Consider the following 12,233-nt stretch of genomic DNA (forward strand, 5'->3'; position numbering starts at 1 on the left):
CGGTGAGTGAGGCTAAGACTTCTTTTGTTGCTCCTCTTCGGCTAGCTTGTTACGGATATCCATCAGCATGTGACCGTAGGCATTATGACCTCGCATATCGCGGCCACTGCCCCAGAAATAGTCGTACTGGCTCAGGTCAGCAATGTCGATATCGCCGCTATCGAGCAGTGTTTGAGCGATATCGGGATAGGTACGGCATTTGATGTAAGTACCACGGGTCATGACGGTGACCTTAATCTTATCCCAGTCTTTGCGTTTATCGTGTTGTCTGCTTTTACCGAGCTTCACCGCGTCTGTCGGTGTGGCCGCCTGACGAATCTGCTTAGCATACTCCGCATCACCAAATTTCATTGCCTGATAATAGTGTTCTACCGAAGGCCATTCATAACCATCCAATTCAAATGTGTGTTTTGAATATGATGCCAGTGGATTATTCGGGTCACCGCGGTTGACTGTTAGGCGCTTTTTCTCTTCTTTCGGTTTAAAAAACATGTTTTTTCCAAGTGACTAACGGTGTTTACCTAACAGCAGTAGGATTAGAGGCATTAGGCTGAGTGAGTCGTCGAGTGGGTATTTCAAGGCTGATTAGCGGTTAGCCTAGAGTCCTTAACTGACTAAATTAAAGTATTAAATTAGCGGTTTTTCTGCTTGAGGGAAAGCGTTGTTTTTACGTGGGGTGACGGTTGCTTTGTCAGGCGAGAGGATTCGTTGTCAAAGGGGGAAAAGTGAAAGTGGATAGTCGTGTTAAGCGTCGTTGCACTATGGTCAGGGTGAATAAAGAGCAACAGATCACTCCGCTACTCTTTTTGTTAAGTGCTGATCGGGTTTAGATGCTCATCAATACCGATTTTACTTCGGTGTAATGTTCGATCACATCACTGCCCATCTCCCGGCCTAGGCCTGACTGTTTATAGCCACCGAACGGTAGGGCCGGATCGAGTGCGGTATGGCAGTTAACCCAGACGGAACCGGATTTGATGCGCGGGATCATCCGGTGTACCTGCGAGAGGTTGTTTGACCAGATGCTGGCACCGAGGCCGTATTGGCTGTCGTTCGCGATACGTACCGCTTCTTCAATATCATCAAAAGGCATCGCGACCAGTACCGGGCCAAAGATCTCTTCCTGTACCACCGAAGATTTTTGGTCGACATCCACCATCACTGTTGGTTTAACGAAGAAACCCGGGCCATCTACGGCACCGCCACCGGTGGTAATAGTGGCACCACTCTGACGTCCTTGATCGATATAGTTACACACTCGTTGTTGCTGTTTCGCCGAGATCAGTGGGCCCATCTGCGTATTAGGGTTTAGGCCTGCTCCGATGGTCATCTCTTCGGCAATGCTTGAGATATCGGCAACGACGTTATCGAAGTGTTTTTTGTGCACATATAAACGTGAACCGGCACAGCATACCTGCCCTTGGTTAAAGAAGATGGCATTGGCTGCACCGGCCGCTGCAGTAGGGATATCGGCATCTTCTAAAACGATGGTGGGGGATTTACCACCGAGTTCTAGTGTCACCCGTGTCATGGTATCCATCGCGGCTTTACCGATGAGCTTGCCGACCTCTGTCGAACCGGTAAAGGTGAGTTTATCCACATCGGGGTGATGAGATAGGGCTGAACCTGCTTCGATACCGGTGCCGGTAACAACATTCAAGACGCCCGGTGGATAACCCGCTTCCAGTGCCAGTTTACCTAGCATCAGGGCGGTGAGTGGTGTTTCATCAGCTGGTTTCAGTACCACGGTACAACCTGACGCGAGTGCTGGGCCGAGTTTCCAGCAGGCGAGTAGCAGAGGGAAGTTCCAAGCGACAATAGCGCCGACCACACCGACCGCTTCCCGACGGGTATAGCCATGGAACTGAGCATCCGGCATAAAGGGCACGGAAACATCAACACTACGCCCCTCGATTTTAGTGGCAAAACCAGCCATATAGCGCAGGAAGTCGATACCCAGACGGATATCCACATGTTCTGCGACGGCGACATTTTTACCATTATCCAGTGTTTCGATTTCAGCCAGCAAGCCCGCATTTTTTTCAATCAGATCGGCGAAGTTCCATAACAGTTTTTGACGATCGACGGGCTTGATACGGCTCCATTCTGAATCTTCAAACGTTTTACGGGCTGTAGCGACCGCTTTATCAATATCCGCTTTGCTGCCACTCGGTACGGTGGCCATCTGTTCGCCATTGGCAGGGTTGATAACCGGTAGAGTGCGGCCATCTTCGGCATCAAGCCATTGGTCGCCGATCAAAAATTTATGCTGACGTTGAATAAAATCTAGCGCTGCTGTCGAAGGGGAGAATTGTGTTTCGCTCATATTTATAAACCTTATTATCGTTATGTTTTTTGTGACCGAGGTCTGAAATCCTATACAGACAATCCGCAACTCAGTGGGATGGCTATTCAGTAGAGTTGCTACCGCAAGGCCTGTGCCAGAGTTATTAAATGCAATTAACTGATTGTTTTATATGTATTTGTTCATGATTTTTAGGCGAGCTTTGACAGCGTCCAACTGTTTTACTCTGAGACAGAGTGTTAAAAAATAAGTCAGTTGGCAGGCTTGTTTGTACGACTGCTGTTCATGGAGGCGGTCAGCGTATAGGCGAGATAAGCGCCCTATATCGGGCGGATCATGGGCTGAGGGGGCAGAGGGGGCGCTGTATTGAGGTGGGTTGTCTTTTAAGGGTTGCTTTCTCGATCAACGATGCGGTGAAAAGCGCAAGGGGTATCTCGATACTGTTACATTTTTGTACAGCGGTGTTACGTAATAAAACACTCGCCAAGCCGTTTATTCCTAGTGGTTTACCCTTATTTCTAGCTAGATGATTGAAAAATATAGAATTATTTCTCTTGGCACACGCCGTGCTACATATCTTCACAGGTTAGAACTATGAGCGGTGTGAGGCTGCCCAATTAAATTAACAACAAAGGAGTCTGGCCTTGATGAAGAATTTTAAACTACCCCGGTTGACGGGTGGGTTTCTGCTGGGGTTGATGTTACCAACAGGAGCCATACAGGCGGCTGATGCTGAAGCCATTATTCAAACGAAGTGTGTGGCGTGCCATACCCAAGAGAAAGCTGAACCTTTGCAGATGAGCCGTATGAGCCATCAACGGAAAACCCCTGAGGGTTGGTTGATGACCATCGCCAGAATGCAGGTGATGCATGGTCTTGAGGTCACCGATGATGAGCGGCGAACCTTGGTGAAATACTTTGCTGATAAGCAAGGGCTGGCACCCGAGGAGACCGAAGGTTCTCGTTATGCCTTAGAACGTCGCCTGACTACCATGGAAAGCTTTGAATCGACTGACTTTGAACAGATGTGTGCCCGATGTCACTCAGGTGCGCGGGTGCAGTTACAGCGCCGTCCGGCGTCTGAGTGGATCCATCTGGTGAACTTCCATTTAGGCCAGTGGCCGAGTCTTGAATATCAAGCCCAGGCACGGGACCGTGATTGGATGGGGCTGGCACTGAATAAGATGGTGCCGGAACTCGCCAGCAATTTCCCTCTGCAATCAACCAGTTGGGATAACTGGCAAAAAGTCACTAAGGTACCCGTGAGTGGTCGCTGGAGTTTTAGTGCACAGATGCCTGTCAAAGGTAATGCCCGTGGCGTGATGACGATCTCTGGCGGTAAAGGGGATCAGTATAAAGTCAGTGTTGATGGCGAGTATGCGGATGGTTCGGCACTGAAGGGTAGCGGTAGCGCAGTGGTTTATACCGGTTATGAATGGCGTGCTAACTTGACCGTCGATGGTGTCAAAATGCGCCAGGTGTTTGCTTTGTCTGCCGATGGTGATGAACTCACCGGCCGTATGTTTGAAACGGTGCATGATGAAGCCGGTATGGATTTCTCCGCGGTGCGTAGCGGTAGCACACCAACACTGCTCTCGGTGCAGCCTAACTATATCCGCGCAGGTAGCACAGAGGTGTTAACGCTGGTGGGAACCGGCTTAGGCAAGCAGATCTCTCTCGGCGATGGTGTGAGCGTAGTCAGTGAAATCTATCGTGATGATAACAAAGTGGTGGTGCAAGCCACGGCTAACAATAAGGCACAACCGGGCCCACGCAAGGTGGATGCGGGTAAAGCGGAAGGCGCCACACTCAACGTCTATAACAAAATTGATCGCATCAATGTCGTGCCTGACTTCACGGTTGCGCGTGTCGGTGGCAATGGCGGTTCAACGCCGAAATATAATGCTTATTTTCAAGCGGAAGCCTGGATGAATGGTGCCGATGGTCAGCCGGGTACGGCGGATGATATGCGCATCGGTTATCTACCGGCTAAATGGCATGTTGAAGCATTCAATGAGCAGGCTGAAGCGGATCGGGATGTTCACTTTACCGGCCGTATGAATGAGAAAACCGGTGTCTTCATCACCGCCGGGGCAGGACCCAACCCTGAACGGCGTATGTCGACCAATAATGCGGGTAATCTCAAAGTCATTGCTGAAGTAATGGATGGGGACAAGGCGCTGAATGCCGAAGGTCAGATGATCGTGACGGTGCAGCGTTGGAATAATCCACCACTGCCATAAGCCGTTCCTGACTAACAGATAAGCGATGTTGTGAACCCGGCAGCATCCTGAAAATAATAATAGTGAGGAGGGTCGTTCTATGGGCGCCCAATTAAATCTGGTAGAGCAAAACTTGCATCTCGTCGCCGTCAGTTCGCGGCAGATGTTGTTCCATATTCCATCAAGCAGCTTGTTTGAGCTGGATGGTTTGACCGCACAGCTCATTGAGTTACTGCGTAACCGGCCAGAGCAGACTGCAGAGCAGTTGATTGGTGAGCTGGCCAACCAGTATCCCACTGCGCAGGTGGCGGAAACGCTGCAAGAGCTGATTGCACTGGAACTGGTGAGTGATGGTTCGCCATTAACGCCTGAAATTGCGCTGAAAAAGATCACCGAGTTTCCCTTAAATACTTTGGTATTGAATGTGAACACCGGTTGTAATCTCAGCTGTAGTTATTGTTATAAAGAAGATCTGGATAAGCCCTCTGAAGGTAAGAAGATGCAGTTCGATACGGCGCGTCAGTCGATCGAAATGTTGATTGCAGAATCCCCTCAAGAGCAGCGCTATAACATCGTTTTCTTCGGTGGTGAGCCGCTGTCGAATCTGGGGCTTATCAAAGATGTGGTGGCCTATTGCGAAGCGCGTTTTGCCGAGCTAGGTAAACCGGTGGACTTTACCATGACCACCAATGCCACTTTGCTGACAGAGGATATCGCCGACTGGCTTAATGAACATCGTTTTGGTCTGTCCGTCAGTATGGATGGACCTAAAGCGATTCACGATAAAAACCGCATCACCGTGGGTGGCCAGGGAACCTATGATGTGGTCAGTCGCAAAGCCAAAATGTTGCTATCTCGCTTCCGTGCCCGGCCCATCGGTGCCCGTGTGACGCTGACTAAGGGCATCACCGATGTGCGTCAGATTTGGCATCACCTGTTCAACGAGCTGGGCTTTGCCGAGGTGGGTTTTGCGCCAGTGACCTCAGGTGATATCAGTTATTACAACCTGAGCGATGCCGAGCTGGTGGATGTTTTCCACAACATGAAAGAGCTTGGTAAAGAGTATCTTGAAGCGGCACTGGAGCACCGAAATATTGGTTTTTCTAATATGCATCAGTTGATTACGGATCTCCATGAAGGCAACAAGAAGGCGTTACCCTGTGGTGCAGGTGTTGCTTTACTGGCGGTCGATCATGAAGGCGGTTTAAACCTGTGTCACCGTTTTACCGGATCAGGGCTGGATACCTTTGGTGATGTGCAGACCGGTATCGATAAGGAGCGCCTCGGCGGTTTCCTTGAACAGCGTTTGGATCGCACCGACACCGGTTGCTCTAGTTGCCGTATTCGTAACCTCTGCTCCGGCGGCTGTTATCACGAAAGCTACGCCCGTTTTGAAGACCCCACTCAACCTGTTTATCACTACTGCGATTTGATGCGCGACTGGGTGGACTTCGGTATCGAAGTTTACAGCCGCATCATGGCCGAAAATCCGGCCTTTATCGACAGCTACATATCTCCCCGGAGGGCTCATTGATATGAAACATCTCAAGCCTGTTAATAACAAAGCACACACTCTCACTAAAGCCGTAGCCGACGATCAGGTCGAAGAAGTCGTGGCGATGCAATCGATTGCGGGCTGTACCGCGACCACCGATCCAGGTTGGGAAATCGATGCTTTTGGGGGCGTAACGTCCCTGTGTCAGCCGATGGAATCCGACCTCTATGGTTGTGCCGATCCATGCTGGTGGCCTGCTCAGGTGCCCGACATGATGAATACCTATCCGGACTGGAATGAGAAAGCAGCGAGCTCCGGCGAAAACTGGCGCAACTTGGGAACTGTGTTCCCTGCTGATAAAGACTAACCGAACAGGATGCTTACGATGAGAAAAAGAACGATGCTTCCTCGCAGTATGACCATCATGCTGACGACGTTAACGTTGGGATTAACAACTTTAACCAGTGGTTTGGCGGTTGCTGCCAAGGGGCCTGCACTGAAGCCAGGCAACGAATATATGGTAGTGGCTAATTACCCTAATCAGATGCATGTGTTGGATTTGCAAACCGAGAGTGTTTACAAAACCTGTGATATGCCCGGGCGGTTTGGCCCGGGGGCACTGCAGGTGGCTCCGGATAAAAAAACCGCTTATATCCTTAATAATGGCTATGAAGATATCTACGGTGTGGATATGGATACTTGCGAGGTTAAGTTCCACGCCAAAATGGCACAGAGCCACAAAGAGCGGACGAAGACTATGTATGCCTTTGCCCTGAGTTATGATGGTAAAGAGCTATACGCGGTGCAAAATCCAACGCTGATGGAGCGAGATCACTATGTTGTGCAGCCAACCCGGTTGGCGGTTTACAACACCGATGCTGGTTTGGATGCTAAGCCAACCCGGATGCTACCAACTCCTCGACTGGTTACGGCGATGCAGATGGGTAAAGATGGTGGCTTATACTTGGCCGGTGCCGATATTTATAAAATGGATGTACAAACCGGTGAGTATGAAGTCGCGGTGCCAAGTCGTAACTGGCAACGGGAACGCTATATTCAGCCGGATGTGTTGAACGTCTGGGCGGTGCAAACGCCGACCCAAGACTTCACCATTCTCTACACCACGGCCCGTTTTCAGAAAGGTTCTGATGATCTGAATACGGCGGATTGGATCTATGGTTATTTCAATATCAATTTGGAAACCGGTGCTACCGAAACCAAAGATTTTGGCCCATTAACGGAGATCTATTTTACCGGTACTCGTTCACCTAAAGACCCTAATATTATGTATGGTGTACTCAACCGGTTAGCCAAATATGATATTGAGAAACAAACGCTGGTTAAAGCGGCCGAGCTGGAGCACTCCTACTATTGCGTAACGGTCAACCAGACCGGTAGCAAAGTCTATCTAGCGGGTACTTCCAATCATGTGGCGGTGTTTGATGCTGACTCCCTTGAACGTTTAAATACCATTGATCTACCGGGTGGCGATATGTCTACCACGACGGCTCAGGTGTTTATTCGCTAAACGATTTCTCTAATACGGTAACTCCCCTTTGTGCGCTCTTGATGAGCGGCTTTGGGGGAGCTTTGCCTGAAAACTATCGCAGCGGTGTGTATGGGCGCTTTGTTGAAGCTTTAACAAGGCTATTGGCACCGCGTTGTCTGGGATTTGATGATGAAAAATAATAAAAGACACTTTGTTAAAGTGAATGCCTTGGTTGGCGCACTGTTCGCCACCGGCATGGCTCACGCGGCCACGGTATATGAACAAGATGGCAAAACGGTTGAGTTTAATGTGGAAGGGATGGCGGGTGTTTTTTCCACCAACGAAAACTATGATGGCGTCGATAATGGCGGTAACGATTGGCAAGAAGGTTATATCAAAGGGGATCTGGTTGGCCGTCAGGCGACCGCAAATGGCACGATTTACAGCGGCTTAGGGTTGATTGCGTTGGGTACCGGTGGTGATGGCGATGCGGGAGGCTATACCAGCGGTGGTGAGAGTGAAGTGAAGGTAGAGAACGCTTTCGTCGGTTGGCAGAGCCGTACCGGTCTGTTTGATCTCTCTATCGGACGTCAAGCCTTCACCGTTGGCGATGGCTTTATCTTAGCCGGCGATGCCATCAGCTTAGGGGATATGGGGATCTCCGGTGTGGATGTGGATCGCGGTGGTGCTTACTATTTAGCGGGTCAAAAAAGCTTTAAGCAAACCGCCATACTCAAAGTTGACCCGGAAGGCCCATTACGCAGTGATCTATTTTGGTTACAGTCAGACAACCCCTATCATCAGGATACCGAGCTTGCTGGGGTTAACCTTGAGTGGGTCGATGAGACTCATGGCACACTGGGGCTGAGTTATATGTCGGTGCTGGATGTCGATCAAGGCGCTGGTTTTGGTCTTTGGGATCAGCGTAAGGGGATGGATGTGGTCAGCCTGCGTGGACAGGGGAATGCCGGGGTTGAGAACCTGTTTCTATCGTTTGAATATGTCGATGAGCAGGGTGGCGATACGGCGGTTAAAAATGATGCGAATGCTTGGTATGTTGAGGGCGGTTGGACCTTTGCCGATCTACCTTGGTCGCCAACGCTTAATTATCGTCATGCGAAGTTCTCTGGTGATGATAGCGCTACCAGCGATAATGAAGCCTTCGATCCACTATTTTTCGGTTTCACCCGTGGCTTTGGTACTTGGTTTCAGGGTGAAGTGGCCTCTAACTATGCCGGGCCTGCGAACAGCGGTAATGATGTTGATCGTTTAGAGCTGCTGCTGCAACCTCTGGACGATCTGACTCTCGGTATGCAGTATTGGGATTTTGGCAAACAGGATGATGCTGGGGATATGTCCGGCCATGAAGTTGATCTGTATGCCCTCTGGTCGATTAACGACAACTTTGTCTTTAGTCCGTTGATTGGTTATTACACACCGGATGGTTCCGCTGTGGTAGCGAATCAGGCGAATGATGACAGCAATGTGTATATGCAAGCGGTGCTGATGTACTTCTATTGAGTGTTTATTATTCATGATTGAGGAGGCCCTACTCCTTCAGCCGCGATAACAGGTTTTATTGCTTGCCTCGATATCGCTTTCCCACGCGCTGTTTCAGTGTCGTGGGTTTTTTAGTCTGTTATAGACGGGCATTTTATATGAGCCATCAGCAGATGTTGGCCGGTTCGTATGAAGACGCTTGGGTTGCTATCGTTAAGGTGATACGGTAAAAAATTAGATGGTGTGTATGTGACTCGTTAAGTCTAGACGTGGTGAGTGATTATAATAATGAAAAAAACAGCCGTTACAGCCCCGACGACCGATCAACTTCAGACGGTGGAAATCGCGCGCAGTCGCCTTATAGAGCAGGGTGAGGTGCCCAGTGGGGTATTGCGTAGCGAAATAGAAGATTCTTGGTTACGCAGTGTCAATGCCGGGCTTAATTGCGATGCGCCGTTAGATCTAGAAAACCTGTCCAAAGACGGTATCGATGACCTGAGAGATAAAAATCGCCGGCTGATTGAAGCCGCGCATCCCGAAATTAAACAACTGGTCGAATATTTTCGTTCCGATGGCGGTTTGGTCATGCTGACCGATGAATCGGCTACCATTCTTAAAGTCAAAGGCGAAACCCGTCATCTGGACAGCAGCACCCGCTATGCTTTAGCTCCTGGTGCCAACTGGGGGGAAGAGTTGCGAGGCACGAACGGCCCAGGCACGGCGGTGGTGAATCGCTCACCGCTGATGATTCGCGGCAATGAACATTTCTTAGACTCTATTGGTTATCTCTCTTGCTGCTCAGCCCCTATTTCTGACCCTAAAGGGGAGCTTCTCGGCGTACTCGATCTGACATCACCAACGGATTACCAAAATTTACCGCCCAACCTCAGCCTCGTACAGCAGGCGATACGGTCTATCGAAAACCGTATCTTTAGCGGTCAATTTCAACAGCATATTGTGTTGAGTGTACATTCAAGACCGGAATACCTTCGTTCGTCTTGGCAAGGTTTGTTGGCGCTGGAATTGGACGGTCATATTCAAGCGGCTAACGAGCAGATCTGTCAGTTGCTTAACCGGAAACGGAAACAGTTGGTAGGACGCAATCTCGAAGAGCTGTTTGGTGTGCGCGCTGAAGTGCTACTCACCGATCTACACCGTAAGGGGCGTGGTCAGCTGCGCACTCGAGGTGGTGATTTCTACTGTGAGTTACTGCATTTCCCCAATAGTTTACCGACTGCTTATAACGCCCCACTTAAGCCGAGTCGCCATAAAGCCTCACCGGCGCCACTGCATGCGCCACCTTTGAGCGAACTGGCAGGCCAAGATCCACGGTTACAGAAAGGTGTCAGGATGGGCAGCCGGGCACTGTCCCATGAACTGCCAGTCTTAATTCAGGGCGAAACCGGTACCGGTAAAGAGGTGATGGCTAAATCTCTGCATCTTGATAGCCGCCGCAGCCGAGGAGCGTTTGTCGCGGTTAACTGTGCCTCCATTCCCGAAGGGTTAATAGAGTCGGAGCTATTTGGCTATCGTGAAGGTGCATTTACCGGATCACGAAAAGGCGGCATGGTTGGGCGTCTGGAACAGGCTCAGGGCGGCACACTGTTTCTCGATGAGATCGGCGATATGCCGCTGGCATTGCAGGCGAGGTTGTTGCGGGTTTTGCAGGAACGGACTATTTCTCCATTGGGAGGGGGGGATGAGATTGCATTGGATATCGCGGTGATCTGTGCATCCCATCGGGATCTAAAATCCTTAGTGGCGGACGGCCTGTTTCGCGAAGATTTATATTACCGTCTCAATGGTGTCTGTCTGCGTATTCCGGCGTTCCGTGATCGCACTGACAAAGAAGACTTTATTCGCTATTTCTTGCAGCAATTGACACCTGATGGCCGCCAGATAGATATCGATGCAGAGATGATGGCGCAACTGCTGAATTATCATTGGCCGGGTAATATCCGCCAGTTGGAAACAACGCTGAGAGTGGCGATCGCCTTTATGGAGCCCGATGAGGTGAAAATCGATAGTAGTCATATCAGTGATGACTTTCTTGAAGAGCTGAGTGGGCAGGGCGCTGCGATGGGCTGCTTAGGGCAGCACCAGAGCGGTGGCACATTGAAAACCAGCGAGTTGTTAACTATTCAACAGGTGCTAGAACAGCATGAGGGGAATATTTCGGCAACCGCCACAGAACTCGGTATCAGCCGAGCAACCCTGTATCGCAAACTTAAGCAACTCGACGATGCTTAGTTAAATAATAGGGCGTTTTTAGGGGCGCTTACCGACTCTTAAACGCTTCTATTCAAAACGCCACTCATCCGACAGCCCTGGGATCTTAGCATTCACTAAAGGTCCCGGTTGTTTATTCAAGCGTTGCAACAATATCTGCCAGATCTCTGCCACCGGGATACTGTTATCCAGCCGCTCGAGAAACTCAATGTTATCTCCAAGACGAAGCTGACCGGCTTCTAATACTCGGTAATACCAGCCAGAAATCGCTTCGGACATCAACAATGAGGCGATATGTGCATTGCCATATTTATGATTGACCTTCCAACAGGGGCGGCGGGGTTGGGATACCTGCACAATAGCACTGCCAAGCCGAAAGGTATCACCGATATGAACCTCGGTATCGATTAGCCCATGGGTCGATATATTCTCCCCGATAGAGCCCGATATAAAGCTATCACTGAGATGGGGCAGTGCTTCCTTTAACAGTGAGTAATGTTCAGCGGGGTAATGATAGACCGCCTTTTCTGGCCCACCATGCACCCGTTTATCCACCTGGATATCACCATTCAACCCCATCTCACTAATTTCATGGGTTATGTCTGAATGAATTTTAACAATACCGGTAGGCGTCTTTGCCGGGCCGATGGTCGATAACTGGCCGATATAAAGGCCTTCAACAGGAGAGCTTAGTTGCTTTATTTTATTATCCATCACTCATTACCCATGATTTATACCAGATAATCATTCTAAAGTTACGTGCTTCAAATCACCACCCCAATACTTCCGCTTTTTTAAACAGGGACAGGCACTACTTAATTGACACAAGTTCTTTATATGGGACAGGCACCCTTAATTGACACATGGCTTTCAAAATGGACAGGCGCTGTAAAATTGACAACTCGATATTCCAATCCTAAGCTCAAAATCAGCATTGATTCACACATCGTTAAAAGGACTTTACCGATGACTCGACCTCGACAGGAACTCGTA

General features: G+C 49.7%; 9 protein-coding genes. 6 read left to right on the forward strand and 3 right to left on the reverse strand.

Annotation, left to right across the window (positions count from 1 at the left end; genetic code table 11):
• Positions 1 to 12 precede the first annotated feature (12 nt).
• Complete coding sequence (locus tag ACN0T0_RS13590) at positions 13 to 492, reverse strand: NADAR family protein (RefSeq protein WP_417226944.1); 480 nt, start codon at positions 490 to 492, stop codon at positions 13 to 15.
• Between the two features lie 334 nt (positions 493 to 826).
• The gene (locus ACN0T0_RS13595; RefSeq protein ID WP_417226946.1) at positions 827 to 2,326 is read right to left on the reverse strand and encodes an aldehyde dehydrogenase family protein; all 1,500 of its coding nucleotides are present in this window, start codon (positions 2,324 to 2,326) and stop codon (positions 827 to 829) included.
• A gap of 626 nt (positions 2,327 to 2,952) precedes the next feature.
• Here ACN0T0_RS13595 and peaA point away from each other — a divergent pair.
• From peaA to ACN0T0_RS13625, 6 genes are all read left to right on the forward strand, one after another.
• A complete protein-coding gene (peaA, locus tag ACN0T0_RS13600; RefSeq protein WP_417226948.1) occupies positions 2,953 to 4,548 on the forward strand; it encodes a quinohemoprotein amine dehydrogenase subunit alpha in 1,596 nt (531 codons plus the stop codon).
• Between the two features lie 79 nt (positions 4,549 to 4,627).
• On the forward strand, positions 4,628 to 6,061 hold the full coding sequence (gene peaB / locus ACN0T0_RS13605) for a quinohemoprotein amine dehydrogenase maturation protein (RefSeq protein WP_417226949.1): 1,434 nt from the start codon (positions 4,628 to 4,630) through the stop codon (positions 6,059 to 6,061).
• A gap of 1 nt (position 6,062) precedes the next feature.
• Positions 6,063 to 6,389, forward strand: coding sequence for a quinohemoprotein amine dehydrogenase subunit gamma (gene qhpC, locus ACN0T0_RS13610; RefSeq protein WP_417226951.1), 327 nt, complete (start codon positions 6,063 to 6,065; stop codon positions 6,387 to 6,389).
• Positions 6,390 to 6,407: 18 nt separating this feature from the next.
• Complete coding sequence (gene peaD / locus ACN0T0_RS13615; RefSeq protein ID WP_417226953.1) at positions 6,408 to 7,550, forward strand: quinohemoprotein amine dehydrogenase subunit beta; 1,143 nt, start codon at positions 6,408 to 6,410, stop codon at positions 7,548 to 7,550.
• 150 nt (positions 7,551 to 7,700) lie between these two features.
• Positions 7,701 to 9,032, forward strand: a complete 1,332-nt coding sequence (locus tag ACN0T0_RS13620; protein ID WP_417226955.1) for an alginate export family protein — start codon at positions 7,701 to 7,703, stop codon at positions 9,030 to 9,032.
• 267 nt (positions 9,033 to 9,299) lie between these two features.
• Entirely contained in the window at positions 9,300 to 11,261 is a 1,962-nt protein-coding gene (locus ACN0T0_RS13625; RefSeq protein ID WP_417226957.1) for a sigma-54-dependent Fis family transcriptional regulator, read from the forward strand.
• A gap of 48 nt (positions 11,262 to 11,309) precedes the next feature.
• Here ACN0T0_RS13625 and ACN0T0_RS13630 read toward each other — a convergent pair whose 3' ends face one another.
• Positions 11,310 to 11,954: an MOSC domain-containing protein gene (locus tag ACN0T0_RS13630; RefSeq protein WP_417226959.1), complete on the reverse strand. Its 645-nt coding sequence runs from the start codon at positions 11,952 to 11,954 to the stop codon at positions 11,310 to 11,312.
• Positions 11,955 to 12,233: the final 279 nt, after the last annotated feature.

This window comes from Amphritea sp., from assembly GCF_048266285.1.
GTDB lineage: Bacteria > Pseudomonadota > Gammaproteobacteria > Pseudomonadales > Balneatricaceae > Amphritea.

What these genes read in the sequence shown, in the direction of transcription:
- qhpC (WP_417226951.1), top strand. Translation starts at nt 6,063, where the DNA reads ATGAAACATCTCAAGCCTGTTAATAACAAAGCACACACTCTCACTAAA.
- ACN0T0_RS13590 (WP_417226944.1), bottom strand. Translation starts at nt 492, where the DNA reads ATGTTTTTTAAACCGAAAGAAGAGAAAAAGCGCCTAACAGTCAACCGC.
- peaB (WP_417226949.1), top strand. Translation starts at nt 4,628, where the DNA reads ATGGGCGCCCAATTAAATCTGGTAGAGCAAAACTTGCATCTCGTCGCC.
- peaA (WP_417226948.1), top strand. Translation starts at nt 2,953, where the DNA reads ATGAAGAATTTTAAACTACCCCGGTTGACGGGTGGGTTTCTGCTGGGG.
- ACN0T0_RS13620 (WP_417226955.1), top strand. Translation starts at nt 7,701, where the DNA reads ATGAAAAATAATAAAAGACACTTTGTTAAAGTGAATGCCTTGGTTGGC.
- ACN0T0_RS13595 (WP_417226946.1), bottom strand. Translation starts at nt 2,326, where the DNA reads ATGAGCGAAACACAATTCTCCCCTTCGACAGCAGCGCTAGATTTTATT.
- ACN0T0_RS13625 (WP_417226957.1), top strand. Translation starts at nt 9,300, where the DNA reads ATGAAAAAAACAGCCGTTACAGCCCCGACGACCGATCAACTTCAGACG.
- peaD (WP_417226953.1), top strand. Translation starts at nt 6,408, where the DNA reads ATGAGAAAAAGAACGATGCTTCCTCGCAGTATGACCATCATGCTGACG.
- ACN0T0_RS13630 (WP_417226959.1), bottom strand. Translation starts at nt 11,954, where the DNA reads ATGGATAATAAAATAAAGCAACTAAGCTCTCCTGTTGAAGGCCTTTAT.